Origin of the sequence: Pandoraea sp. NPDC090278 (assembly GCF_044772185.1) — a bacterium.
Lineage (GTDB): Bacteria > Pseudomonadota > Gammaproteobacteria > Burkholderiales > Burkholderiaceae > Pandoraea.
Window position 1 is genome coordinate 1,405,110 of sequence record NZ_JBIVYJ010000001.1, and the last position, 26,281, is coordinate 1,431,390.

The following is a 26,281-nucleotide window of genomic DNA, read 5'->3' on the forward strand; positions in this document are numbered from 1 at the left end:
GCTGTGGCTGCTGGGCAGAGGACTCGAGCAGCGAAGCCCGGCGGGCCGCGTCGTGGTGGCGAACGGCGTCTAGACGGGTGTCACGACGTCGTCCACGATCAGTTGTGGCAAGCCGCGCGAGCAGCGCTCGACCCGGGCCTGCACGTCGAAAACGCGGGCGATGGCGTCAGCCGTCACCACGTCGCCGACTTCGCCTGCGGCGACCACGCGTCCGTCGCGCAACATCACGGCCGCGTTGGCGTGTCGCATAGCAATCGACAGGTCGTGCATGACCACGACAGTGATCATCTGGCGCGCTACTGTTTCGCGCGCAATCAGTCGCATGACCTGAAACTGGTGGTGAAGATCGAGCGCCGACAGTGGCTCGTCCAGCAACAGAATGCGTGGCGCACGAATTAGCGCCTGCGCCAGCCCGACGAGTTGTCGCTGACCGCCGGAGAGTTCGTCGAGAAACCGCATGGCCAGCGCTTCGATCCCCAACTGGGTCAGCAACGCCATGACGACGGCGGGTGTCGGGGCTGTCACGCTCACCGAATCGCGCGCAGCTCGGCGCGCACCATGCCCGGCGGCCAGCACCGATTCGAGTACGCGCAAATGCACGCCAGCGGGCAGTGCTTGCGGCAGGTAAACGACATCGCGCGCGGGGGCGCGGCCCGAGCAGCGGTGCAGAACCTCACCACCGAACGTCACTTCACCGCGCCCGGACACGAGTCCTGCGAGCGTACGCAGCAGCGTCGATTTCCCCGAGCCGTTCGGTCCGAGCAACGCGGTGACGCTGCCAGCAAGCAACGGCGGCAGCGACACGTCATGCAGGATGTGACGACGGCCGAGCGTGACGTCGATGCCCGTCGCCGACAGGGCAAGCGTGTGAGTTGAGGCGATCACAGCGACCTCCCGCTCGAACGCACCACGATCACGAGGAAGAACGGAATACCGACGAGCGCCGTCACGATGCCTACGGGAATGATCACACCGGGCAGCAGCGTCTTCGACGCGATTGACGCAAGCGACATGACCAGCGCACCGACGATCACGCAGCCCGGCAGATAGAAGCGATGGTCTTCGCCGAAGATGCCACGCGCGATGTGCGGCGCGACCAGTCCGACGAAGCCGATGGTGCCGACGAAGGACACCGTCAGTGCCGAGAGCAACGACACGCGCATCAGTGTCACGAGCCGCAGGCGCGCCACACGAATGCCGAAGCTCGCCGCGCGGTCTTCACCCAGGCGCAGCGCCGTCATCGCCCACGACTGACGCCATGCCAACACCGCCATGATCACGAGCACTGCGCCCAACACACGCACCTGCGTCCAGTCGCTGCGTGTGAGGCTGCCCAGCGTCCAGAACACGAGGCCCTGCAAAGCGTCCTCGGTGGCGACGAACTGCATCAGCGAGACGAGCGCATGGAAGACGAAAACGAGCGCGATGCCCATAAGCACCACGCCGGAGGTCGGCAGACCGCGCCAGCGCGCCACACCGTCGAGCACCAGCGCCGAGATCAACGCGAAGATGAAAGCGTTCACCGGCACGACCCACACGTCCGGCACCCCGGGCACGTGCAGATTGAGCACGATGGCCAGCGCCGCGCCGAAGGCCGCCGCTGCCGACACGCCCAGCGTGTACGGACTGGCGAGCGGGTTGTCGAGGATCGTCTGCATTTCGCCACCGGCCAGACCCAGCGCACCTCCGACGAGCACCGCCATCAGGGCGTACGGCAGACGAATCTGCCAGACGATGACCTGCGCGTCGGGACTAGCGGTCGCGGGCGAGATGATCGTTCGCCACAGATCGCGCCAGCTTAGCGCCGATGGCCCGTGTGTGAAGTCCAGCGCCAACGCGAACACGATCAGCGCCGCCAAAGCAACGAGCCAGAGCGCACGACGCAGATTCAACCGGCGATAACCACTCGCCACCCCAGCGTGCAAAACGTCCTCTGCCGCCAGCTTCGCCGACGAATCACCTGGCAACGCGCGCCCTGACGCGCGAGACATATCCGCCACTTCTCCTGCAAGACTCACGGCTTATCTCCGTCTGTCCAGTAAGTGCCGTTGAACGGCACCGCAAGGAAGCGCTTGTGAATCTCGGCAAACGTCGCGTTCGCATCGATCTGTTTGAAGCGGCCCGGATAGAACCAGTTGAGCATCGCTTCGACCGCCACAATGTTGTACGGCGAGTCGTAGAAGTTGTGCCAGAGCCCATGCGTGCGGCCTTCGCGCACGGCCTTGATCGACGCAATGCCCGGTGACTTCACGAAGGCGTTCAGCGAATCGCGCGCATCTCGCGCCGAGGTCTCCGCACCCACGTGAATGCGCAACTGATTGGCGTTGCCGCGCGTGCCGGTCGCGATGTAGACGTCCGGCTGGGACGCAATCACGTGTTCGATGTTCAGGTCGCCAATGACGCCCGGCAGCAAGTCACGCGCGATATTCACGCCGCCCGCCGCGTCGACGAACTCGCCGATGTTGCCGTTGCCGACCGTATGGCAGCAACCGGGCCACACGCCCGCGAGCATCTGCACGAAGACCTTCGGACGTTCGCTCGCCGGGATCGTCGCCACCGCATCGCGCACGGCTTTCAACTGCGATTCGTAGAGCGAGATGTACGCGTTGGCCTGCGCTTCGCGGTGCATGGCTTTGCCCATCAGGCGCAGACTCGGCACCGTGTCTTCGAGCGGCTTCTGACGAAAGTCCACGAAAATCACCGGCACGCCCGCGGCAGCGAACTCCTTGACCAGCGCGTTGTGCCGCCCGGGGCCGTGACCACCAATGCTAAAGATGGCGAGGTCCGGCTTGAGCGCCAGCGCCTTCTCGGCACTGACCGTCGCTTCCGACGACTGACCGATCTTCGGAATGGTGTCGATCTTCGGGAAGATCTTTTCGTACTGCTGCCACGTCTGCGGGTCGAGCGATTGCAACTCACCCTGCCAGCCGACGACGCGCGCGAGCGGCTGTTTGCCTTCCAGCAACGCCACGGCATATAGCAGACGGCCCTCGCCGAGCAGAATCCGGTCGACGTGGTCGGGCAACGTGACTTGCCGTCCAGCCATGTCGGTAACGGTTTCGCCCGCGTGGGCCGGGGTGACAACCACGGATGCGGTCATGGCCGCCAGGGTTATCGACAGTACAACGCTCGCCGCGCACACAGTGCGTCTGACGGTCTGAGAGAAAAACATCCGCATCACAGTGACATCCAACATAGAATCAAGAACCATTCTCATTTCCATTAGAATGTAGCGTTGCGTTGTGTTGGCTTCGTGTTGACGGAATTTCGGTATGTATTGGTTTGTATTGGCGTGTATCGGTATATGGGCGACGCTCGCAAAACGGGCGCCCGCCGGTAGACTCCCGTTCTTTGGAATGTCCTTGTGATGTCGGCCGCCCCCTCTTCTTCATCTGTCTCTCCCATGCGTTCGGTCGCCCGGTTGCTGGTCGTCGACGACGATCCGCAGATTCGCGACCTGCTCTCGGACTATCTGCGCGAGTCGGGTTTCGATGTCGCGACCGCCGCCGACGGCGTGCAGATGTGGACGCAACTCGCCGTGCAACCCACCGACGTGGTGGTGCTCGATCTGATGCTGCCCGGTGAGGATGGCTTGTCGCTTTGCCGACAGTTGCATGCACGCGGCGACGTCTCGGTCGTGATGCTGACGTCGCGCAGCACGTTGCTCGATCGCATCGTCGGCCTCGAAGTCGGTGCAGACGATTACCTGCCCAAGCCTTTCGATCCGCGTGAGTTGCTCGCGCGCATCAAGGCAGTGTTGCGACGCGGGCCACGTCTGCCGCCGGGCAGCGCACAGGCGGTCACGTCCGACGGCGTGATGGCAGCGCGCGCTGTGCCAGTGTCATCGTCGCCCGCACCGCACCATGCGCCGCTTCAGACTTCACAGGCGGCGTACTTCGATTTCGACGGATGGCGGCTCGATACGCTCGCGCGCCAGCTCATTTCGCCGGAGGGCCGCGTGATCACACTGGGCGGCTCCGATTACCGCACATTGCAGGCGCTGGTAATGCATCCGCACCGGCCGCTCTCGCGCGACTTTCTGCTCGACTGCGCGTTCGGTCGTCATGGGGCAGCCAACGATCGCGCCATCGACGTTTGCGTGAGCCGTCTGCGCGCCCATCTCGATACGCGTGCACGACCGTCGCCGCTGATTCGTACCGTTCGCAACGAGGGCTATATGCTCGCCGCCGATGTGATGGCTTCGCATGTCTGACGTCTCCCGTGCGCAGACGGCACCTCCGTCGTACGCCTCGCGATGGGCACGCTATGGCCGCTATCTTGGCTGGCCAAGCACGCTCTCCGGTCGCCTCGCGCTGATTCTCGTCATCGGCATGCTCGCGACGCAACTCGTCACGGGCACTGTGTGGTTCGACGCCCGCTACGGCCGCGTGGCCGAAGTGCCGGTGCGCTCGGGCGGCGCGCGCATCGCCGACGCCGTCAAATTGTTCGACGTCGTTCCGCCCGCCGAGCGCAGCGCACTCATGCAGCGGCTTCGCGCGACCGGCGTCGTAGTGCGCAATATCGACGCCCCTGCCGCGCAACAACGGATGTCGCACTTCTCCGACGACCTGTTCGACAGCGTGCTCACGTCGCAACTCGGTCCGATGCATCCGTTCGTCGCGCACCCGGTCGTGCTATACGACGACACCGGCGAACCCCTGGCGCTTGCCACGCTGCTTCGCGCGCACGCCCCAACGGCGCACCTCGCCGCCGACGTGCGTTTGCAAGACGGTCAATGGATGTCGCTCGCCGTGGTGGCGGGTCAGGCCGGGCTCGATCTGCGTCCCGGCGCGGCGTTCGCGGATTACTTCGTCCGCATCTATCTCGCGCGCATTTTTGCCGTGATTCTGATCGCGGTGATCACGGTGCGGATCGCATTACGTCCGCTGGCGCGCATGTCGGCGGCGGCCGACCGGCTCGGACGCGACATTCACAGCCCGCCCCTCGACGAGAACGGCCCGGTGGAAGTGCGCCGCGCTGCACAGACGTTCAACGCCATGCAGCATCGGCTGATCGAAGCGATGCAGGCGCGTACGGCGTTTCTCGCGTCCGTCTCTCACGATCTGCGCTCGCCACTCACTCGCTTGCGGCTTCGCGCGGAAACGCTCGGCGACCCGGCGCAACGCGAACGCTTTCGTCAGGACCTGATGGAAATGGAAGCGATGATCGCCGCGTCGCTCGATCACGTGCGTGGCGTGCCCAGTGGCGAAGCGCTGCGCGACGTCGATATCGAAGCCTTGCTGCGCGCCGTGGCGGAAGACGCGAGAGAGACAGGCGGCGACGTACGCGTGCGCGACCAGAGCGCGAGCGGCACCGTACGCGGCTATCCGCGCACATTGCGACGCTGCGTGCAGAACCTTGTCGACAATGCGTTGCGCTACGCCGGTGGATGTCGGCTGTCGGCACATCTGTCGGCGCAGGGCACGCATCTCGAAATCGTGGTGGAAGATCGCGGCCCCGGCATTCCCGAAGCCGAGCTGGCGGCAGCCGTAGAGCCATTCGTGCGCGCCGGGGTCCATCGTCAGAGCGCTGAACAGGCGCATGACGGTGTGCCCGGTGGCCCCGACGGTGCCGGTCTCGGTCTGGCCATCGCCCGCACCATCGCACAGGCGCACGATGGCTCGCTGATCCTCTCGAACCGCCCCGGCGGCGGGCTGCGTGCCGAATTGCACCTGCCAGTCGCCGGTCCGGACATCGCACTCGACACCCATACGAAATAATCATAAATATCAACGCAACATTCATTTCTCTTATGTTGCGTTGCGCCATACACTCCGGGTATTCCCTGATTAGTCGGGACGTCCTGAGTATCTGGAGTTAAGGCGCAGCACGATGAACACCCCGCAAGCCACGCAAATCCCAACGCAACAGACCGGGCAACCGACCCCGCGCACGGCCATCGCACCGACTGGCCGCGAGACCGCGCAGTCGGAGGGCGTTCGAGTTACCCCGCTCGTGACGCTCGCCGTCGTCACTGTGCTGACGGGCATTGGCGCGGGCATCGGCGGCACACTGCTCGCCGCCCTGCTCCACATCGTTCAGCATCTGGCCTTCGGCTATGCCGAGGATCAGGTCTTCGGTGCGCAGAGCTTCTTGAGCGGTGTCGCCGCCGCCTCGCCCGAGCGTCGCTTTGCCGTGCTGACGGTGTGCGGTGTCGTTGCCGGGCTCGGCTGGTATGCCGTGCATCGTTACGGCGCAAAGCTCGTCTCCATCAAAGAAGCCGTCGGACGCTCGCGCCCGATGCCCGTCGGCAGCACGCTCGCCCATGCGTTATTGCAGATCGTGACGGTCGCGCTCGGCTCGCCGCTCGGGCGCGAAGTCGCACCGCGTGAAATCGGTGCGCTGATCGGCGACCAACTGGCGCGTCGCGCCGGGCTGTCTGCCGAACAATGCCGTCTGCTCGTCGCCTGCGGTGCAGGCGCGGGACTCGCCGCCGTCTACAACGTGCCTCTCGGTGGCGCGATCTTCGTGTTGGAAGTGCTGCTCGGTACGTTCGCATGGCGCGCGGTGCTGCCCGCCTTTGCGACCTCGGCGATTGCGGCCGCTGTCGCATGGATCGGCATGGGCGCGGAACAGCAGTACACCCTCCCGGCGTTCGACGTCACCGCGCCGCTCGTCGGTTGGGCCCTCGTGTGCGGCCCGCTCATCGGGGTGGCCGCATGGGCATTCTCGCGTCTGACGGAAAGCGCCCGCGCCGCTGCACCGCGCGACTGGCGCGCACCGGTCTTCACACTGGCCAACTTCATGGTGCTGGGTCTGGTCATCGCCTGGTACCCGCAATTGCCGGGCAACGGCAAGGGCCCGGCATCGCTTGCGTTCAACGGCGAACTGGTGACGGCGCTGGCATTCGTGCTGCTCGTGTTGCGCGTGCTCTTTACGTGGAGCAGTTTGCGCGCTGGTGCGGCTGGCGGTCTGCTCACACCGGGACTGGCGAACGGCGCGTTACTCGCGGTCGTACTGGCAGGATTGTGGAATGGCGCGTTGCCGCAGGAGATGGAAGTCGCACTTGGCGCGGCAGCCCTCATCGGGGCAACCGCCTTCCTCGCCGTGTCGATGCGCATGCCGATCACGGCCGTGGTGCTGGCGCTGGAATTCACGCACGTGAATCAGGATTTCCTTGCGCCGATGTTGCTGGCTGTCGCCGGTGCCGCCTGCACGGCACGCTGGCTCGATCAGCGCGTGGCCACGACGAAGAGTCGCGGGAACGGCAGCAGCACCGTGCCGTCGGCCAGCGCCGGATAAGCCTTCGCGATTTCTTCGGTGTAGCGTGCGAGGAACGCTTCGCGCGACGCGTCGTCCAGCTTCGTCAGGAACGGACGCAGCGCGCTGCCTTTGAACCATTCGACGACAGCCGGTGCACCGCCTGCGAGCGGATGAAAGTAAGTCGTGCGCCAGATATCCACGCGCGAGCACAGGGCGCGCAGCATCGGATAGTAGAACGCGGCACCATGACGTGCGGTTCGTTCCGTGCCTTTGAGCGTGTCGGCCCAGCGCGGGTCGGCGGCGACTTCGCGCATCAGTCGGTGAGCGGGTTCATCGAGATTGTCGGGCGTCTGCACGGCCAATGAACCACCGGGGGCAAGACACTCGACGAGACGCGGATACAGCGTTTCATGATCGGGCAGCCATTGCAACACGGCGTTCGCGAGAATCACGTCGAACGGGCCATCTTTCCACGCACCGATATCCGCGACGTCGAAATGAAACTGCGGGAGACGTTTGCGCGCTGCGTCGACCATATCCTGCGAACTGTCCAGCCCGAGGACTCGTGCCTGCGCATAACGCGCGGCCAGCACTTCGGTCGAGTTGCCGGGGCCACACCCGATATCCACGACGCGCGCGGCATCGCGGCCGGGCAGCTCGGGGATCGCGGCAACGAGATCGCGCACGGGACGCGTGCGCTCGTCTTCGAACTTGACGTACTGCGACGCCTGCCATGCCGGATTGGTCGGGGCGTGCGAGGTATTCGACGGCTGGTTTTGCGACATGAATCACTCCATCGGGGGGGCTATCGATCAACAGCCGTCACGATATCAGGTCGCCGCCTGCAACGCCTCCACGAAGACACGCAGATGCGACGGTTCCGCGTCGGTGATTGCCCAGTACGTCATGCCATTGCGTCGCCAGCGGGCAATCGCATAGCCATCGCTACCGGTGATCATGGGCGCAGCGGACGCCTTGTCGCGTGCCGGAAACACGTAGACGTCGATCGGATGCTTGTCGGTGTGATAGATGAGCACCGACACCGTACGACCGCCGACGTAGTCAAGTCGTCCGCCCGCGAGCGGGAATCCCTTGTCCGCCAGATCGACGACCGGCGGTGCGTAGTCGAGGCGGCCGTTGAACCACGGTTTGACCGTATGCTGGTCCGTCGAAATCACGTCGATCGGATGCTGTGACAACAGCGCGCGCACGTGGCTCGACACGATCTCCTGCGGCTGCAAGCCAGACTGAGCGGCCGGTTCCTGCACCGGCTCAGGTGCGGGCGGACGCGTCACTAGCAGCGCCATCGCCACGGCCAGCCCACCGAGGATCGCACCGCCTGCGCCACCGAACAGCCACGGCGCAAGACTCGGCCCCCATGCGGCTTCCACGCCGGTGGACCTGGCGGGTTTCGCAGGTCGGGTTTGCGGCTTCGCTTCTTGCTTCACATCCTGCTTTACATCTTGCATAGGCTCGCGCTGGACGTCGGGCGCGGACGATGCGCTCACCGCCTCGTGTCCGATGGCATGACGCTCGGCCTTTGCCAACTCGTCGCGCAACCGCTCACGCAACGCTTGCGGCGCTTTGTGATGCAGCGAGCCGTCACGCAGCATCTTGCCCAGCGTGGTTGTCTCGCCTGCGGTCGACAGGTCTTTGGGGTCGTTGTGGATATCGTCTTGCTCATTGTCTTGCTTACTCATCGCGTCCTCCCCGAGTCGTGCCGTCGAGCGGCAAGCGCGTCAGGCGTGTCACTTGCGCCGATGAGGACGAAGTCGATGAAGCGCCTGCCGCCCCGCGCTCCTGCGCCGCGCGCAATGCTGCCGCAAGCATCTGTCTGCCGCGCGCGAGCCGCGACATGACCGTGCCCGCAGGCACGCCGACGATCGTCTCGATTTCCCGGTAGCTCATATCCTCCATCTCACGCAAGACCAGCACTTCGCGGAACACGACAGGCAAGCCCGCGAGCGCTTCGCGCACCAGCGCACATTCGTCGCGGCGCACGGCCAGCATTTCCGGATCGCCCGGTGACGCGTCGTCCCAGCCCGGCAGACGATCCGCCTCGTGCGAACCGTGCATGGCTTCGTCGAACGGGGTGCCGTCGGCGGCGTCGGAGCGGCGCCGCCACTCGGTCATCCAGGTATTGCGCACGATGGCCAGCAGCCACGCTCTTGCATTCTCGCCACGAAAACCGTCGAAAAAGCGTAGCGCACGCAGATAGGCTTCCTGCACGATGTCATCCGCATCGCTTGCGCTGCCCGAGAGCCAGCGCGCAAGGTTGTACGCCGCATCGAGATGTGGCAAGGCCAGCGCTTCGAATCTTCCTGACGCCTGAGCGCCGGGGGTTTCCGCATCGGTCACCGGGATCTCCCGAGATCGGGCAACACTGTGCCCACGTGAGTCGGACTGACGCCGCGCGCGACATTGCGAACAACAGCGCGAACAACATCGCGATGATCGTCGCAGGCATCCGCAAACAACGTCAGTGGGCTCATTGAATCACATCTGCACGCGCACACGGTCATTTCACGACGATCACCCCCGTCATATGGGGATGTATCGCACAGTAGTACGGGTACGTTCCCGGCTTGTCGAAGGTGAACGCGAACGTGCCGTCGGTATCGAGCGCGCCGGATGCGAACGTGCGAGGGTTCGACGAACTCGTGACGGTGTGCGGCTCGTCGTCGCGATTGGTCCACGTCACGCGCGTGCCGGCTTTGACGGTGAGCGTCGCGGGCGAAAAGGTGAAGTTATCGATGTGGACTGCGCCCGGATCGGCGGCAGCGGCGGCAGCCTCGGCTCGCCCGGCGAGCACGAACATACCGGTCGCCGCGACGGTGAGACCTGCCAGCAGCGTGCGACGTTGTGCGGCATGCAGGCTCAGGTGTGACGAAGAAGACGATTTCATGGTGACACCCCCGGGTCATGACGCCAGCGTGGTGTCGCCCAACAGCGGCGCACCGTCCAGCGAGGTGAAATCGACGCGGCGAATCCCCAACGTCTGCCGCAGTTGCGCTGCGTCGACCTTCAACGGCCCCGGCCCCGGGCCGTCACCTGGCGCAGGCTGCGGAAACGCCGTCGACATCGCCGTCTGCAATCGCACGTTGCCTTCGACCTTTTGCAATACCTGATGGATGTGGCCATTGAGCACCGTCACCGATCCGAACGGGCGCAGCAACGCAAGCGCACGGTCGCCGTCGTCGGTCCCCCATCCCCACGCCGGATAGACGGACCAGAGCGGCATGTGGGTGAACACGACAAGCGGCGTGCTACGGGAGCGGCCCTTGAGATCGGCGGCGAGCCAGTCGAGCTGCGTGTCGCCGAGGTAGCCCATGCCACCCGCCTTGAGATTGAGGACGTTCACCAGCGCAATGAAATGCACGCCCTGCTGGTCGAAGCTGTACCAGCCGTTGCCCGCGCTACGGGGCGAAAAGCGGCTGAAGAAGGCGCGGCCATCGTCGCCGATGACGTCGTGTTCGCCCGGGACATAGTGGGTCTCGAGACCCGCGCCGTTCACGATCTGCTGCGCCGTATCGAACTCTTCGGCTCGCGAAAGATGACTGACATCGCCGGTGTGCAGCATGAACGCGGGCCGCTGCGCGGCACTGCGAATGCGCTCGATGGCGGATTGCAGCGTAGCGGCCGGATCGGGATTGGGGGCCTTGTTGAAGCCGATGTGGCTATCGCTGATCTGGACGAACGAGAGCGTGCCGGACGACGGCTTCTCGGCAGCCGAGGCCGTCGTGCCGCCCAGCATCGTCGCCAGCGGGAGGCCGCGCGGCACGCCGCCGTCGAGCGTCCATAAAATGCCTGCCCCGGCCCACGCCAGACAGGCCATCGCACGACGACGCGACATCGCTGGCGCGTCGGCTACGTCTTTCCCATCGTCCTTCGGATCCCGACCGCTCATGGCACACCTCCACAGAATGAGGGCGCCCGGTTCGTCACCATGACGGAGTTGCGAGCGCGCCGTTATCTGTAATACCGGCGCACCCGACGATTTATTCCCGAATGCCTGAACGACGTTGCGAAGGGACGAACTTCTAAGCTGGGATCAGAGCGGCGAGTAGTTCCAGCGGGGAAGCACGCCGGCACGGCCATAAGTCACCCAGGTCGGCGCGCCCGGAGAGACGTCCAGCACTGCCTTTTGGTATTCGTGACCGACACCGTCGGCATCCGTCGCGCGCTGGCGCAACAGCGGCCCCGGATCGACCGGATTTCCGTTGCGACGCAACTCGAAATGTAAATGAGGCCCTGTGGCCGTTCCCGTTCGTCCGATGTCACCGATCCGCTCACCAGCTGCGACGGTGTCGCCGACGCGAAGGTTCTCCACGACAGCCGACAAATGCGCGTAGAGGGTCTCGCTCCCGTACCGGTGCGAGATCACGATGTACCGCCCATAGCCGTTATGCTGGAACCCGATGAACGACACTTCGCCATCGGCGGCCGCGCGTACCGGCGTGCCGACGGGTGCGGCGAAGTCGACGCCGGTATGACTGTGCGACACCCGACGGACCGGATGGCGGCGCGTGCCGAATTCAGACGTGATGCGCCCCCCGACGACCGGCATGACAAACGACTTGGTCTGTGCTGACGGGCGGATGTTCGTCGGCCGGGAAAACAAACCCGGACGTGCCAGCCCTACCGGCATCCACGGGCCGACGGCCGACACGAGCATAGGAGAGTTCGGCGCGCTTGTACCACTTGCACCGCTGCCGAATTGACCACGTGACGCCCACGACACTATCGACACAGGCGCTTCGAGAACGAACAACGGTACCGTGGTGAGTCGCGGATGCGCCTGCAGCGGCCCGTCCGCATCCGCCAGCGCCGACAGCGGCACGACCAGCCAAAGTCCGAAGGCAACAGCGAAGGCAGCCCCGGGCGGACGGGTACACTCGCCCCGCCCTCGCTGGCGCTGCGCAGCGCTGCCCAACGCGGCGCGCATGCACCAAACGAAAGGAGTAGAGAAAGACATCGCTCGTAAAACTCAGTCGAAGACGACGCAGTCTACGGGGCGATGTGGCGTTATTTGATAGGAAAAGACTCAAACTTACCGCAAGTTGCGGCCAAAACCCCGGGAATTGGGATTTTACTCAACACGATGCACGGACATGGGCAAGCGCCGGATGCGGCGTCGCCGGGCGGGTCAGCGTCGTGTGCCGGGACGCGTGCGCTTGATGGCGTACATCGCCTCGTCGGCGTGATCCATCAGTTGCGTCATATCGGTGCCGTCGTCAGGCAGCATGGCGATACCCACGCTCACCCCCAGTTCGAGCGACTTGCCCTCGAATTCGAACGGCGCGCCCACTTCCTTTGCCAGTCGCTGGCTGTGCGCTTCGGCGTCTTCACGCGAGTGAATGCCGCACAGAATCATGCCGAATTCGTCGCCGCCCACGCGTGCGATGGTGTCCGAGCGTCGCGCCGTGGCGTTCATGCGCTCGGCGGCGGCACGAATAGCGGCGTCGCCTGCACGATGGCCGTAGCGGTCGTTGATGGGCTTGAGCCCGTCCATATCGATGTTCAGAATGCCCAGGCACGACGACGAACGCAGCGCCAGGTGCACTGCCTGTCGCAAGCGGTCGTAGAACAACGCGCGATTGGGCAAGCCGGTGAGCGCGTCGTGCGTGGCTTGCAAATAGAGTTGACTCGTCTCGAAGCGCGCCGCATGGAACATCGCCGCCGCAATGAGTTCGCTCATCAGTTCGAGCGTGCGGACGTCGGCGTCGGGGAACGCCGACGGTTCGGGCGCGAAGACCTTGAGCACGCCGACGGTCGTGTCCAGATGCTTGAGCGGTGTGACGATCATCGAGCGCAGACCGACCTTGCGGCAGGCCTCGCGGTCGACACGCGGATCGGTCTCGGAATCGTCGCAGCGAAGGATCTCGCCCGTCTTCACGCACTGGCCCGAGAGTGAGCCGTCGCGCGACAGACGCATGCCCAACAGGTTGGCTGCGACACCGGACGCCGCCCGGTACACCATGTCGTCGCCTTCGGCCAGCTCCACCACTGCGCCATTCGCCTGCGTCAGGTGCTGCACCCGCTCCGTCACAAAGGCCATCACGCCGCCAAGATCCAAGCCGAGTTTGGCAATTTCGGTTTGTGTTTTGACGATCTCCAAAAGCGTATTGCTTTCGGGCATAACGGCGACGGCGTTTTGGCTCACGACCTATCCTGTTCTTCAAAAAGCGTGAACCCGAAATGTACCATCGTGCGTTTGGAAACTCACCTCAAAACGCCCGGTGCAGTGTCGCAAGCGTCAACGAATCACAACGCTGCTGCTGGCGTCACACCTGGCTGACGCGGCAGCAGACGCCGTGCGGCCGGTCCGCTCACATGCCGGTGCAGCGCACCACCGAGCAGCGTGCAGACGATCAGCACGGGCACGTAGACGAGGAACGTCCAGCGCATGTCGTCGCCCGCGAGCGCACGGTACGCTGGCGTCACGGCCAGCACGACGAACATGTGGCTGAGGTAGATCTCGTAACTCCAGCGGCCCATTTGCGTCAGCCAGCCAAAGCCGCGCGGCATGGCGCGCATGGAGCCATGGGCGGCGGCAAGCCACAGCGCCGCACTCAGACACAGCAGCAACATGACGTGGTCGTGCAGGCGCGGCCACAACAGGTCGTTGAAAAATACGACGGCAAGCAACCCTGTTACGCCCAGCGCGCCGAGGCCTCGTGCCACACCGCGCGAGAGCGTCACGCGTTGCATCAGCAATGCCGTGAGCACGCCCCAGGCGATCGCCGCCATGCCCGGAAGATAAGCCTTCTCCTGCCAGATCTCGTTGCCTGCCAGCGCCGCGCGTGTCCAAGGCAGCGAAACGGCAAGCGCCAGGAGCGCGAACACGCGCCACGGCCCGCGCAGCAACAGACAGAGCAATGGGAACGCCAGATAGAAGCACTCTTCGATGGAGAGCGACCAGAGCACGTCCCATCCCCCCGGCAGCCAGTTCGTGCGGCCCTCGTACCAGTTGAGGGTCATCGTGAGGGCCGACGTCAGGGCACCGGCGAGCGATTGCCCCGGCTTGTTGATGACGAACGTCGGCACACCAAGCAAATGCATCACCGACAGCACAGCCAGCAGCAGGAGCAGCAACGGGAAGATGCGAACAGCGCGCAGCGCATAGAAGTGGCGCCAGCGCATGGCGTCGAGCGAACCGTAGCGCTCCAGCGAACGACGCGTAATCACAAAACCGGAAATCACGAAGAAGACGAACACGGCTTCGTAACCGTTGAAACTGATGCCCTTGACGATGCGCTCGGGCAAGACGTCGCCCAGCAAACTCGGGCCGAGCGGCAGACGAAACTTCAGGGCAAGGTGGTGAACGACCACGAACAGAATGGACAAGCCGCGCAGCAGGTCGATGCCGTCGTTGCGCGTGCGCAGCGCAGGCGCTTGCGCCGGGGGTAAAGCCATGAAAACTCCGGAAGGTGTGCGGGGGGTCACACCGCAGACATCGTACTATGCCGTTGTCCCGGTGACACCCCATCGAATTCGACGGGGTTACCGGCGTGCTTATCGCACCGCCACATGACAATTTGGTTTCGTCACGGCGGCACGCGTAAGATAGCGCTTTCGCCCGGAGCGCCCTGCTCCCGGGCCGTCATTCGGCAGTCATGTCTAACTTCTGGATCACCATTACCGATTACGGTAGCGCCGCCGTCACGGTGCCGCTGGCCGCCGCCCTCATCCTCTGGTTGCTTTCCGCACGCGCATGGCACGCTGCCTTCGCCTGGATTGCACTCTTTGGCGCAGGCTCACTCGTCGTAGCCGTCTCGAAGGTCATGTTCCTCGGCTGGGGGCTTGGCGTTCGCGAAATCGACTTCACCGGCGTGAGCGGCCATACTTTTTTTGCCGCGACCGTCTATCCGGTCATCGCGTGGTTACTGCTGAGCAAGCTGCCATGGCCGTGGCGGGTACTCGGCACGGTGGTCGCGGCCGCCGGGAGCGTAGCCGTGGGCGTCTCACGGGTTGCGCTGTCGGCGCATTCGGTCTCGGAGTCGATTGCGGGCTGTATCGTCGGCTTCTCGGTCTGTGCGGCATTCGCGTGGTACACGCGCGGCGACGATGCGCCCAATCTGAAGACGCTGCCGATGGCCGCGAGTCTGTTCGTCCTCATGATGTGGCTGCACGGCGAGAGTGTGCCGACGCAACGCTGGATCACCGACATCGCGCTCATCATGTCGGGCCGCGAACAACCCTTCAAACGCTATAGCTGGCTGGCCCGCAAGCCCGTGCCCGCACCGACGGTACCGGTGACGCCTGCGCTTCCAACGCCAAGCCCCGCCCCAGTGCGCTAGGCGATCGATGCGCGCGGGCGCAACTTGTCGTAGATCAGAGTAGTCATACGTGGCGTGCGTTATATTCAGTGAAACGCGCGACCCACGTCGTGCGACCGAACGGAGTCCGCCATGCCTGCTCGCAGTGACAAGACGTCCCGCTCCACGACTTCCCGATCCAACAAGTCCCGCAAGACGGCGGATGTCCCACCGCCGCCCGTATCGTCCACCGCATCGAGGTCTCGGGGCGCACCGAAGACGGCTAGCCCACCCACGCGCCGGACTGTGCCGCATGGAGCGACGGCTGACGCCTCGGTGACGCACAAGGCAACGCCAGTCGCACCGAAGCCACAAGCCACACCCTCGCCCTCCCCTTCAACGTCGTTCACCGATCATCTGGATCGCGCCGCCATGGCGACGACCGCGCGTTTCACCGGCAACGTCTCGCCCGCCGCCGTCGCACTTGCGTGGGCCGACTGGATCATGCACGCAGCGACCGCCCCCGGCCATCAGTTGAATGTGTTCAAGGCGTTCGCCGCCATCGACAAGCCTGCAAGCACCGATGCCACGAACGCCGGTGGTCCGCACGACGCCGACCGGCGCTTTCGCGATCCGTCGTGGGACAAACCGCCGTTTTCCTGGTGGCGCGAGCGATTCCTGCGCACGCAGGCGTTTGTCGATGAGATGACCGGCGAGATTCCGGGCGTCGATCCGCATCATCGCGACGTCGTGCGCTTCATGACGCGGCAGTGGCTCGACGTCTTCTCGCCGAGCAATCAGTGGTGGGCGAACCCCGAAGTGCTCTTGTCGATTCGCGAGACGCAGGGGCAGAACCTCGTCAAGGGTGCACAACGCTGGTGGTCGGATCTGCGGGATATGGCGGCAGGCAACGCCCCGGGCGCAGGCCCCGAGGCGTGCAAGGCGTTTCGCGTCGGACACGAAATCGCCGCCACGCCGGGCAAGGTCGTCTATCGAAACGCGTTCTTCGAACTGCTGCAATATGCGCCTGCGCAGGCGCAGACCTGGCGTGAACCCATACTGATCGTGCCGTCGTGGCTTCTGAAGTACTACATCCTCGATCTGGAAGCTCAGCATTCGCTGGTGGCTTATCTGGTGTCGCAAGGCCATAGCGTCTTCATGATTTCCTGGCATAACCCCGGTCCGGAAGATCGCGACCGGGGCCTCGAAGACTATCTGGAATCGGGCTTGCTGACGGCCTTGCGTGAAGTGCGCCGCATGACCGGCAACGTGCCCGTGCACGCCTGCGGCTACTGTCTCGGGGGCACGCTGCTCGCCGTCGCTGCGGCAACGCTGGCGCGTGAATCGGGGTCAGCCGGTCAGTCAGGACAAACGAAACGCAAGGCGGCGGACGATGCCGACATGCTGGCCAGCGTCACACTGCTCGCCGCGCAAACGGACTTCAGCGAACCGGGAGAGTTGGGCCTGTTCATCGACGCGAGTCAGGTCGCGTATCTCGAAGCGATGATGTGGCGGCAGGGATTCATCGGCGGAGAGCAACTTGCCGGTACCTTCCAGTTGCTCAATTCGCGCGACTTGATCTGGTCACGCCTCATGCACGACTACCTGCTCGGCGCACCGGCACAGACGACCGATTTCACCGTCTGGAACGCCGACACCACGCGCATTCCCGCACGTCTGCACAGTCAATGTCTGCGCGAACTGTATCTGAACAGTGCACTGGCGACGGGCACGCTCAAAATCGGCGGGCAACCGGTGGCACTCTCGGATATTCGTGTACCGTTGTTCGTCGTGGCAACCGAACGCGATCACATTTCTCCGTGGCGCTCGGTCTACAAGATGCATCTGTTGAACCACGGCGATCTGACGTTCGCGCTCGTCTCGGGCGGGCACAACGTGGGGGTGGTGTGCGAGCCGGGACATGCACGTAGTCATCACCGGGTCGCCACGCGCGTGGCCGGTTCGGCCTATCGCGATCCGGACGAATGGTTCGGTGCGACCCCCGCGATGCAAAGCTCATGGTGGCCCGCATGGCAGGCGTGGCTGCTGGCACAAGGAAAACACGGGGGCGGCGACAAACCTGTCGCCGCCCCCTGGCCGCCAGCGACTTCGCTCGGCGACGCGCCCGGTACTTACGTGCTCGAACGCTGAGCGTGGCTGCCGCCGCGCTTCGGCGGCACACGACCGTTAAGCGGCGACTGCTGCGACACTGCGGCTTCGGTCGCCTGGACGGCTTCCGTCGACATACGACGCCACGCGTCCATCGTGCCCTGCGTCGCCTCGTTGAACGCCTGGAACCACTTCTGTAACGGCGCTTCGGCCGCCTGCGTCGCCGCACCTGCGGCCGTGCCCGCACCGATCAGGTCGGGCAACGTCATGGCACCGGCCATGCCGTGCTGTAGCTCCTCACCGGTCTTGCGGCAATGCTCCGCCCACAGCAACTGGTTGTTCGCACACACGGCCAGCCACTCGCGCCAGAACTCGTTCTGCTGAGCGATCTGGCCATTGAGCAGTTGCAGATGGGCCGTGAGCAGGCCATTGAAGTCTTTCGCGCCGCCCAGGGATTTGGCCGCTTCTGAATGGGCTTTGAGCAACTCGCCGTCGCGCTCGACTTGCAACTGATGCGTGCGTTGCGCGGCTTCCAGCAGAATCCCGTAAGCACCCAGCGCGCTCGCCGTACCCAGTTTGACCAGCGCCAGTGCCGGATTCGTTTCCTGTGACATCGTCAATCTCCTAAGTCAGTAGTTTTGATGCGTCGCTGCACGTCACTCCATATGCATGCCGCCGTTGATGGCGAGGTTACTGCCGGTGATGAAACCTGCGTCGTCCGACACAAGAAAGGCGACGAGCGCAGCCACTTCGTCGGGACGGCCGAGTCGGCCGACCGGAATCTGCGGAAGAATGCGCGATTCGAGCACGTCTTGCGGCACGGCCGTGACCATCTTCGTCGCGAGATAGCCGGGCGAGATCGTGTTGACCGTCACACCCGATTTGGCGACTTCCAGCGCGAGCGCCTTGGTGAAACCGTGCATGCCTGCTTTCGCCGCCGCATAGTTCGCCTGCCCGAATGCGCCGCGACTGCCGTTGACCGAGGAGATGTTGATGATGCGTCCCCAGCCACGCGCGACCATGCCGCCGAACAGCGGCCGGGTCATGTTGAAAACGCTATCCAGATCCGTGCGCAATACCGACTGCCAGTCTTCGGCCGTCATCTTGCGCAGGGTGGCGTCGCGCGTAATCCCCGCATTGTTGATGAGAATGTCCACCGGACCGGAGTCCGATTCGACGGCCTTCGCACAAGCCTCGCAGGACGCGAAGTCGGCAACGTCGACACGATAAGCGGCGAAGTCTCGGCCCGTTGCGCGCATGCGCTCGACCCATCCCTCGCAATCGTGATTTTGGGGTGAGCAGGTGACCGCAACGCGGTACCCGGCATCGGCAAGACGCAGGCTGATCGCCTCGCCCAAACCGCCCATGCCACCTGTCACCAATGCTGTTCGTGTTGTCATGGCTATCCGTCTCTGGTTAACGTCTGTCGTTAAACTTCGGATACATCCAGCATAGTCGCGAACGACCGACTTGCTGTGGCAATCGACACCCCGGCAAAGACTTCGCTTGACCCTGGTCAAGCCGCAGCGCCACTCGGCACCGTCAGCATCGAAAAGCGCGCTGCCGGCATCGACCTCCTGTGCTGCTCTTGTTGTGAACTGCCGGGTGTCAACGCTGCGATGTCACCAGTCATTGCAACTGGCCCGAGTGCGACTCGATGTGCGCGACAACGTTCCTCGGTTGTGACAATTTGTCCCGGAGAGTAGCCTTTCTGACATGCGCGTCAGCGCGCGTCGTCACCGCGTCGATTGCATGCAATGTGACGATCTGCTGACACTACACTCGCGTACACGCTTGCGGGTACGCCTGTCAGGCATCGTACTCCAAAATAATTTGTTGGTTGGTCATTCGCACCTCACCAACAACAATCCAATGACCCGCCCCTATCGATAGTCACAGGGGTGCGCGTCGAGCGCTTTCGTGGCCGTTGCAGCGCACCGGCAATCCATATATCATCGCCCGTAGATTTTTTCCGGATCGCGCGGAGACGGCCGTCCTCGGGGCGGACACCACAATTGCGATCACGTCGTTGAAGTCGTCGTAACTCGTTGTTTTTCCTACCAGAATTCCTATTTTGTGGGTCACGAGCGCATGATGTCCTTTCCCCCTGATACCGCTCCCCGACGTCGGCTCGTGCTGGCTGTCGCCACCACCGCCATTGCCGCCGCCGCACTAGCCGCCTGCTCGCGCAAGGCGCCGCCGGAGCCGCCACCGCGACCGGTCGTCGCGGTCGCCGCAAAGCTCACCGAACAAACGCCGATTGCATCGCTGCCCGCGCAGATCGAAGCGCGCTACACGACGCCGCTGTCGTTCCGCGTGGCAGGCAAGATCGTCGACCGCTCGGTGCGCCTTGGCGACGCCGTGAAGGCAGGTCAGGTCGTCGCCCGACTCGACCCCGCCGACTTGTCGAAGAATGCCGCCAGCGCGCGTGCGCAACTCGACGCCGCGCAGCATCAACTCGATTACGCGACGCAGACGGTCAACCGCGACCGCGCGCAGGCGCGCGAGAATCTGATCGCCCCCGCGCAGCTCGAACAGTCCGAGAACGCGTATGCCAGTGCCCTCGCGCAGCGCAATCAGGCTACGCAACAGGCCGCCCTCGCGGGTGATCAGTTGAGCTACGGCAACCTCAAGGCGGACCGTGACGGCGTCGTCACCGCCGAGCAAGCCGACACCGGACAGAACGTCAGCGCCGGTCAGCCGGTGTATCAACTGGCCTGGACGGGTGATGTCGATGTGATCGCCGACGTCCCCGAAGTCGCGCTCGGCGCGTTCCGCATCGGGCAGACGGCCACCGTTTCTCTCCCTGCGATTCCGGGCAAGACGTGGCAGGCACGCGTGCGAGAAATCTCGCCCGCTGCCGATCCGATGAGCCGCACGTATCGCGCGAAGCTTTCGCTGCTGTCACCCGGCAACGAGGTCAAACTCGGCATGACGGCCAACGTCGCCTTCGCCCAGCCGCTGCCCGCGGGCGCTGCCCCTGTAGCGAATGCGTCTGCACCGGCTGCGGCATCCGGCGCGACGGCCGCGACTGCTGCGAACGCGCACCCCATCACCCTGCCCTCCACCGCACTCTTCCATGATGGCAACCAACCTGCCGTGTGGGTCGTCAAGCAGGACGACACGCTCGCCCTGCGCCGTGTGACGATCGTTCGCTATGGCGAGCGCACTGTCACGGTCGCAGGTGGCATCGAGCCTGGCGAGCGCATCGTCTGGCAAGGCGTACACACCGTGACCGCCGGTCAGAAAGTGCGCGTGGTCGCGCCGCTGCATCCTGAGGACTTCGCGTCATGAGCACGCAGGACGGGAAGCCGCCCGTACCCCAGGATCCGCAACCGGGTCCAGCCGCCGCCACCGATGCACCGAAGGACTATCGTCACGAGGAGGGGCATTTCAACCTCTCGGCGTGGGCGCTACGTCACAAGTCGCTCGTGATCTTCCTGATCGCGATGGCGACGATCTTCGGCATTCTTGCCTACTCGCGTCTCGCGCAATCGGAGGATCCGCCGTTCACCTTCCGCGTGATGGTGATTCGCACGTTCTGGCCGGGCGCGACCGCCAAGCAGGTGCAGGAGCAAGTCACCGACCGGATCGCACGCAAGCTTCAGGAGATGCCCAACATCGACTTCCAGCGCAGCTATTCGCGCCCCGGCGAGTCCCTGTTGTTCTTCTCGATGAAGGATTCCGCGCCACCCAACGAGGTGCCCGAAGAGTGGTATCAGGTGCGTAAAAAGGTCGGCGATATCGCCTACACGTTGCCGCAGGGCGTGCAGGGGCCGTTCTTTAATGACGAGTTCGGCGACGTCTACACGCACATCTTCACGCTCGAAGGCGACGGCTTCGGCCCCGCCCAACTGCGTGACTACGCCGACGCGCTGCGCACTGTGCTGTTGCGCGTGCCCGGCGTGGCGAAAGTCGACTACTTCGGCGATCAGGATCAGCGCATTTACGTCGAAATCAGCAACACGCAACTCACCCGTCTCGGCATCTCGCCGAACCAAATTGCGCAAGCCGTCAACGGTCAGAACGCAGTCTCACCGGCAGGCACCATCGAAGCGCCGAACGATCGCGTGGTGGTGCGCCCGAGCGGTCAGTACCGCAATGTCGACGAACTCGCCGACACGCTCATTCGCGTGAACAACCGCACGTTCCGCCTCGGTGACATTGCGACGATCAAGCGTGGCTATGTCGATCCGCCCGTCTCGGAAATGCGCTTCGGCGGCAAGCCTGTGCTCGGCATCGGTATCACGATGCAAAAGGGACAGGACGTCATCCACCTCGGCAAAGCGCTTGCGAACACCATGGGCGAATTGCGTGCGCAGTTGCCTGCCGGGTTGAAGCTGACGGAAGTCGCGAGCATGTCGCAGTCGGTGTCTCACTCGGTCGACGACTTCCTCGAAGCCGTGGCCGAAGCCGTTGCTATCGTGCTGGTCGTGAGCCTTGTCTCGCTTGGCTTCCGCACGGGCATGGTGGTGGTGATTTCGATTCCGGTCGTGCTCGCCGTCACGTCGCTGTTCATGTACATCTTCGACATCGGGCTGCACAAGGTCTCGCTCGGCACCCTGATTCTCGCGCTCGGCCTGCTCGTGGACGATGCGATCATCGCCGTCGAAATGATGGCGGTGAAACTCGCACAGGGCTGGGATCGCAAGCGGGCCGCCGCGTTCGCGTACACCAGCACCGCGTTCCCGATGCTCACCGGCACGCTCGTGACCGTCTCCGGCTTCCTGCCGATCGCGCTCGCGAAGTCGAGCACCGGCGAATACACGCGCTCGATCTTCGAAGTCTCGGCGATTGCCCTGCTCGCGTCGTGGCTCGCGGCGGTGGTGCTCATTCCGCTGCTCGGCTACAAGATGCTGCCGGAGCGCCCGCGCGAAGCGCATCACGGCGACGATCACGAGCACGAGGTCTACGATACGAAGTTCTACAACCGTCTGCGCGGCTGGCTCACGTGGTGCATCGAGCGCAAGTTCATCGTGCTCGTCATCACTGTCGTGCTGTTCCTGATCGCGATGGCAGGCTTTTCGCTCGTGCCGCAGCAGTTCTTCCCGAGTTCCGACCGGCCTGAACTGATGGTGGACCTGCGCTTGCAGGAGGGTGCGTCGTATCAGGCCACGCTGCGCGAGACGGAACGCCTCGAAAAGCTGCTCGAAGGCCGTAAGGAGATCGATCACACGGTGAGTTTCGTGGGCACCGGTGCGCCCCGCTTCTATCTGCCGCTCGACCAGCAACTGCCCACGCCGAACTTCGCGCAGCTCGTGATCACCGCCAAATCGGTGGAAGAGCGCGAGGCGCTCGCGCAGTGGCTCGAACCGAAGCTGCGCGAGGCCATGCCGGGCGTGCGCACCCGTCTGTCGCGTCTCGAGAACGGGCCGCCAGTCGGCTTCCCGGTGCAGTTCCGCGTAAGCGGCGACGACATCGGCACCGTGCGCAAGATCTCCGAGCAAGTGGCGGACGTGATGCGCAACAACGGCGACACGGTCGACGTCCAGTTTGACTGGGACGAGCCGTCGCAACGCTCGGTGCGCTTCGAAGTGGATCAGCAGAAGGCGCGTGCGTTGAACGTCAGTTCGTCGGACATCGCGAACTTCATCGCCATGACGCTCACCGGCTACGACATCAGTCAGTACCGCGAACGCGACAAGCTGATCTCGATCACGCTGCGTTCGCCGAAGGCCGAACGCATGGACCCGGCGAAGCTCGCAACGCTGGCCATGCCGACGCCCAACGGCCCGGTGCCGCTCGCCACGCTCGGCCGCGTGGTGGACGAACTGGAATACGGCGTGATCTGGGAGCGCGACCGTCAGCCGACGATTACCGTGCGCTCCGACGTGCGCGCTGGCAAGCAAGGCATCGATGTGACCGAAGCCGTCTACAAGAAGCTCGGCGATATCCGCAAGGCATTGCCGGTCGGCTATCGCATCGAGATCGGCGGATCGGTCGAAGAGTCGGGCAAGGGTCAGGCGTCGATCAACGCGCAAATGCCGATCATGGTGATCGCGGTGCTCACGCTGCTGATGATTCAGTTGCAGAGCTTCGCACGCACAATGCTGGTGGTGCTGACCGCGCCGCTCGGCATGATCGGGGTCGTCGCCACACTGTTGCTGTTCGGAAAACCGTTCGGCTTCGTTGCGATGCTCGGTGTGATCGCCATGTTCGGGATCATCATGCGTAACTCGGTGATTCTGGTCGATCAGATCGAGCAGGACATTTCGGCAGGACACCCACGCTTTGACGCCATCGTCAGTGCAACGGTGCGACGCTTCCGTCCGATTACGCTCACCGCCGCTGCCGCCGTGCTTGCCCTGATTCCGCTGCTGCGCAGTAACTTCTTCGGACCGATGGCGACAGCCCTGATGGGCGGTATCACCAGCGCCACCATTCTGACCGTGTTCTTCCTGCCCGCGTTGTACGCGACGGCGTTCCGTATTCGTCACGACGAACGTGCCGATCATCCGTCTCAGGCTTCGTCCGGCAGTTCGCAAGGAGACCGCTCATGACTTCGCGCATCGTTTCACGCGCACTGCGGTGCGCCCCGCTCGTCCCGATGTTCTGGCTGAGCGCCTGCTCGTTCACGCCGGGCGATAAACCGCCAGCGATGCCGTCGCCGTCACACTACGGCGCGAACGCCCTGCCCGAGCGCACGGTCACGGCGCAAGGGGCTTCGCAACGCTTCGACGTGGGGGCCCCGCCGGTGAAAGCCTGGTGGCAAGCCTACGAGTCGGACAAACTCAACGCACTCGTCGACGAAGGCCTGCGTAACAGTCCGAATCTGGCGGCGTCCGATCATGCGCTGCAAGCCGCGCGTGAGCAGTTGAAGGCGCAGATCGGTTCGTCGCTGTTCCCTTCCATCGATCTTGGCGGGGAAGTGGCCCGCGAGCGCAACCTCGGCATTCCGAACATCCGTCCGCCGACGGCGCTGTACAACATGTTCGTCGGACAGATTCAGGCGCGCTATACGTTCGACTTCTTCGGGGCGTCTCGCTTCGCCAATGCGTCGCTCGCCGCGCAAGTCGATCAGCAGGCGTTCCAGTTGGAATCGGCGCGTCAGGCGCTCGCGGCGAACATCGTCTCCGGTGCGATTGGCGCGTCGGTACTCGGTGCGCAGGTCAAGGCGACCGAGCGACTGGTCGAGCTGGCGCAAGCCGATGCCACCGACATGGCCCGACGCGAAGCCCTTGGGGCGGTGTCTCGCGCCGATGCGCTGGCGTCTGCCCAGAACGCCGAATCGCTGGCCGCGTCGCTGCCGGGGCTGCGTGCGCAGTGGCAATCGACGCGTCATGCGCTCGCCGTCCTTCTCGGCCGTACGCCCGATCAAGCCCCCGACGATCTGGCGCTCGGCGAGCTGAAGGTGCCACGCACCGTGCCGGTGTCCGTGCCGTCGACGCTGCTGCAATCGCGCCCCGACATTCAGGCGGCGGAGATGGCGCTCAAGGCGGCCTCGGCCGAGGTCGGCGTGGCGACGGCGCAGATGTTCCCGAGCTTGTCGCTCAGCGCATCGATGGGCAAAGGCGGCTTCAACTGGCCGACGGTGATGTCCAACGCCGGGTCGCTGTGGAGCATCGCGGCGTCGATCTCGCAGCCGATCTTCCACGGCGGCGCGTTGCTTGCGCAGCGTCGCGCGGCACAGGCGACGTACGAGGCGGCCGTCGAACAGTACAAGCAGACTGTGCTGACGGCGTTCAAGAACGTGGCGGACACGCTGGCGTCGCTCGAAGCGGACAATACGTCGCTGTTGCACGCCGATAGCGCCAGTGCGGCGGCCGAGCAGATCTATCGCGATACGGCGGCACGGGTGCGTCTGGGGGCCTTGCCGGTGTCGTCCGCACGCGGTCGCGAGCAGCAGTACTGGAACGCCTACCTGACGACGGTGCGTGCAACCGGCGCGCGTTTGTCGGATACTGCGCTACTGTTTTACGCGATGGGCGTGCCGCCCGAGCCTGCCGATGCTGCCCCAGCGCAGGCCCCGGCTGCGGCACAACCGGCCCCGTCGCAAGACGTAGCCAGACGATGACCACCCGAACGACGACCCGGGGCCGACGCCCCAAACACCTCCCCGATGGCCGCGCCGCCTTGCTCGACGCGGCCATCGACGCTTTTTCGCACCTCGGCTACGACGGCGCGAACCTGCGCGGCATCGCTGCGGCCGCCAAGGTCGACGCGAGCCTCGTGCGCGTGCACTTCGGCTCGAAGGAACAGCTGTGGCGCGCCTGTGTCGATACGCTGGAAGCCGCGCTGGCCACCCCCGTCGAAACGCTCCGTGCGATTTCGGTGGACGAAACGCGACCGGTCAGAGACCGCCTTCGCGACGCCATCGGGCTCATCGCGGCCTATGCGGTGCAGCACCCCGAACACAAGTGCTTCATTTCCCTGCATGCGTCCGAGACAGGCGAGCGCGGCGCGATTCTCTATCGCCACCTGCTCGAACCGGTCTACAACTGCATGGAAAAGCTCATCGTGGAAGGGATGGCGGCAGGCGTGATTCGCGCCGAACACCCGGCGATGTACTTCTGCGTACTCGCCCATGCGCTGCATCCGCCGCCCGGCTCGCCGGTGCTCATGCAGGTGATCGCACCTGAAGTCGGCGGCGAAGCGTTCGGCCCGGCGTTGCTCAAGCAAGTCGAGATGGTGTTCTTTACACCGCCACAAACGGACGAGTGAAGCGACGGTCGAATGGCGGCGCGGTGCATGCCGGTGCAGTCATCACCGGC

The 26,281-nt window shown here is 64.5% G+C and carries 22 protein-coding genes; 9 read left to right on the forward strand and 13 right to left on the reverse strand.

All coding sequences use genetic code 11. The annotated features are described in order from the left end of the window. Window positions 1-69 precede the first annotated feature (69 nt). The 3 genes from ACIQWO_RS06060 to ACIQWO_RS06070 are packed head-to-tail and all read right to left on the reverse strand — an operon-like array spanning window position 70 to window position 3,100. Window positions 70-882 (reverse strand): ABC transporter ATP-binding protein, encoded by an 813-nt coding sequence (locus tag ACIQWO_RS06060; protein ID WP_402821853.1) that lies wholly within the window; start codon window positions 880-882, stop codon window positions 70-72. Further along, complete coding sequence (locus tag ACIQWO_RS06065; protein WP_402820561.1) at window positions 882-2,018, reverse strand: FecCD family ABC transporter permease; 1,137 nt, start codon at window positions 2,016-2,018, stop codon at window positions 882-884. The genes ACIQWO_RS06060 and ACIQWO_RS06065 overlap by 1 nt, the downstream gene beginning before the upstream one ends. After that, the gene (locus ACIQWO_RS06070) at window positions 2,015-3,100 is read right to left on the reverse strand and encodes an ABC transporter substrate-binding protein (protein ID WP_402820564.1); all 1,086 of its coding nucleotides are present in this window, start codon (window positions 3,098-3,100) and stop codon (window positions 2,015-2,017) included. The genes ACIQWO_RS06065 and ACIQWO_RS06070 overlap by 4 nt, the downstream gene beginning before the upstream one ends. Window positions 3,101-3,403: 303 nt before the next feature. Between ACIQWO_RS06070 and ACIQWO_RS06075 the strand changes: the two genes are divergently transcribed. The 3 genes from ACIQWO_RS06075 to ACIQWO_RS06085 all read left to right on the forward strand — a co-directional run bounded on the left by ACIQWO_RS06075 (window position 3,404) and on the right by ACIQWO_RS06085 (window position 7,242). After that, complete coding sequence (locus ACIQWO_RS06075) at window positions 3,404-4,213, forward strand: response regulator (protein WP_402820567.1); 810 nt, start codon at window positions 3,404-3,406, stop codon at window positions 4,211-4,213. Further along, window positions 4,206-5,720, forward strand: a complete 1,515-nt coding sequence (locus ACIQWO_RS06080; RefSeq protein WP_402820570.1) for an ATP-binding protein — start codon at window positions 4,206-4,208, stop codon at window positions 5,718-5,720. The genes ACIQWO_RS06075 and ACIQWO_RS06080 overlap by 8 nt, the downstream gene beginning before the upstream one ends. A gap of 112 nt (window positions 5,721-5,832) precedes the next feature. Then, the gene (locus ACIQWO_RS06085; protein ID WP_402820573.1) at window positions 5,833-7,242 is read left to right on the forward strand and encodes a chloride channel protein; all 1,410 of its coding nucleotides are present in this window, start codon (window positions 5,833-5,835) and stop codon (window positions 7,240-7,242) included. On the opposite strand, the gene tam is transcribed toward ACIQWO_RS06085, so the two are convergent. The 8 genes from tam to ACIQWO_RS06125 all read right to left on the reverse strand — a co-directional run bounded on the left by tam (window position 7,173) and on the right by ACIQWO_RS06125 (window position 14,619). After that, window positions 7,173-7,988, reverse strand: a complete 816-nt coding sequence (tam, locus tag ACIQWO_RS06090) for a trans-aconitate 2-methyltransferase (RefSeq protein WP_402820576.1) — start codon at window positions 7,986-7,988, stop codon at window positions 7,173-7,175. The genes ACIQWO_RS06085 and tam overlap by 70 nt on opposite strands. A gap of 45 nt (window positions 7,989-8,033) precedes the next feature. Then, a complete protein-coding gene (locus ACIQWO_RS06095) occupies window positions 8,034-8,903 on the reverse strand; it encodes an anti-sigma factor family protein (RefSeq protein WP_402820579.1) in 870 nt (289 codons plus the stop codon). Then, window positions 8,896-9,666 (reverse strand): RNA polymerase sigma factor, encoded by a 771-nt coding sequence (locus ACIQWO_RS06100; protein ID WP_402821856.1) that lies wholly within the window; start codon window positions 9,664-9,666, stop codon window positions 8,896-8,898. The genes ACIQWO_RS06095 and ACIQWO_RS06100 overlap by 8 nt, the downstream gene beginning before the upstream one ends. A 55-nt stretch (window positions 9,667-9,721) precedes the next feature. Next, on the reverse strand, window positions 9,722-10,108 hold the full coding sequence (locus tag ACIQWO_RS06105) for a cupredoxin family copper-binding protein (protein WP_402820582.1): 387 nt from the start codon (window positions 10,106-10,108) through the stop codon (window positions 9,722-9,724). Window positions 10,109-10,123: 15 nt separating this feature from the next. After that, window positions 10,124-11,110, reverse strand: a complete 987-nt coding sequence (locus tag ACIQWO_RS06110) for a metallophosphoesterase family protein (protein WP_402820585.1) — start codon at window positions 11,108-11,110, stop codon at window positions 10,124-10,126. Between the two features lie 144 nt (window positions 11,111-11,254). Beyond that, window positions 11,255-12,178: a M23 family metallopeptidase gene (locus ACIQWO_RS06115; RefSeq protein ID WP_402820588.1), complete on the reverse strand. Its 924-nt coding sequence runs from the start codon at window positions 12,176-12,178 to the stop codon at window positions 11,255-11,257. 171 nt (window positions 12,179-12,349) lie between these two features. After that, window positions 12,350-13,342 (reverse strand): diguanylate cyclase domain-containing protein, encoded by a 993-nt coding sequence (locus tag ACIQWO_RS06120; RefSeq protein ID WP_402821859.1) that lies wholly within the window; start codon window positions 13,340-13,342, stop codon window positions 12,350-12,352. A gap of 125 nt (window positions 13,343-13,467) precedes the next feature. Beyond that, window positions 13,468-14,619 (reverse strand): acyltransferase family protein, encoded by a 1,152-nt coding sequence (locus ACIQWO_RS06125; RefSeq protein ID WP_402820591.1) that lies wholly within the window; start codon window positions 14,617-14,619, stop codon window positions 13,468-13,470. Window positions 14,620-14,819: 200 nt separating this feature from the next. Here ACIQWO_RS06125 and ACIQWO_RS06130 point away from each other — a divergent pair, with 200 nt between their 5' ends. Next, window positions 14,820-15,503: a phosphatase PAP2 family protein gene (locus tag ACIQWO_RS06130; RefSeq protein WP_402820593.1), complete on the forward strand. Its 684-nt coding sequence runs from the start codon at window positions 14,820-14,822 to the stop codon at window positions 15,501-15,503. A gap of 111 nt (window positions 15,504-15,614) precedes the next feature. Next, window positions 15,615-17,612: an alpha/beta fold hydrolase gene (locus ACIQWO_RS06135; RefSeq protein ID WP_402820596.1), complete on the forward strand. Its 1,998-nt coding sequence runs from the start codon at window positions 15,615-15,617 to the stop codon at window positions 17,610-17,612. On the opposite strand, the gene ACIQWO_RS06140 is transcribed toward ACIQWO_RS06135, so the two are convergent. Beyond that, window positions 17,594-18,184 (reverse strand): hypothetical protein, encoded by a 591-nt coding sequence (locus ACIQWO_RS06140; protein WP_402820599.1) that lies wholly within the window; start codon window positions 18,182-18,184, stop codon window positions 17,594-17,596. The genes ACIQWO_RS06135 and ACIQWO_RS06140 overlap by 19 nt on opposite strands. A 42-nt stretch (window positions 18,185-18,226) precedes the next feature. Next, a complete protein-coding gene (gene phbB / locus ACIQWO_RS06145) occupies window positions 18,227-18,970 on the reverse strand; it encodes an acetoacetyl-CoA reductase (protein WP_402820602.1) in 744 nt (247 codons plus the stop codon). 694 nt (window positions 18,971-19,664) lie between these two features. On the opposite strand from phbB, the gene ACIQWO_RS06150 reads away from it, so the two are divergent. From ACIQWO_RS06150 to ACIQWO_RS06165, 4 genes are read left to right on the forward strand one after another with little or no spacing between them, the layout of a single operon-like run. Beyond that, window positions 19,665-20,864, forward strand: a complete 1,200-nt coding sequence (locus ACIQWO_RS06150; RefSeq protein ID WP_402821862.1) for an efflux RND transporter periplasmic adaptor subunit — start codon at window positions 19,665-19,667, stop codon at window positions 20,862-20,864. Next, window positions 20,861-24,070, forward strand: a complete 3,210-nt coding sequence (locus ACIQWO_RS06155) for an efflux RND transporter permease subunit (protein WP_402820605.1) — start codon at window positions 20,861-20,863, stop codon at window positions 24,068-24,070. The genes ACIQWO_RS06150 and ACIQWO_RS06155 overlap by 4 nt, the downstream gene beginning before the upstream one ends. Further along, window positions 24,067-25,584: an efflux transporter outer membrane subunit gene (locus ACIQWO_RS06160; protein ID WP_402820608.1), complete on the forward strand. Its 1,518-nt coding sequence runs from the start codon at window positions 24,067-24,069 to the stop codon at window positions 25,582-25,584. Before ACIQWO_RS06155 ends, ACIQWO_RS06160 begins: the two co-directional genes overlap by 4 nt. Further along, complete coding sequence (locus ACIQWO_RS06165; protein WP_402820611.1) at window positions 25,581-26,231, forward strand: TetR/AcrR family transcriptional regulator; 651 nt, start codon at window positions 25,581-25,583, stop codon at window positions 26,229-26,231. The genes ACIQWO_RS06160 and ACIQWO_RS06165 overlap by 4 nt, the downstream gene beginning before the upstream one ends. Window positions 26,232-26,281: the final 50 nt, after the last annotated feature.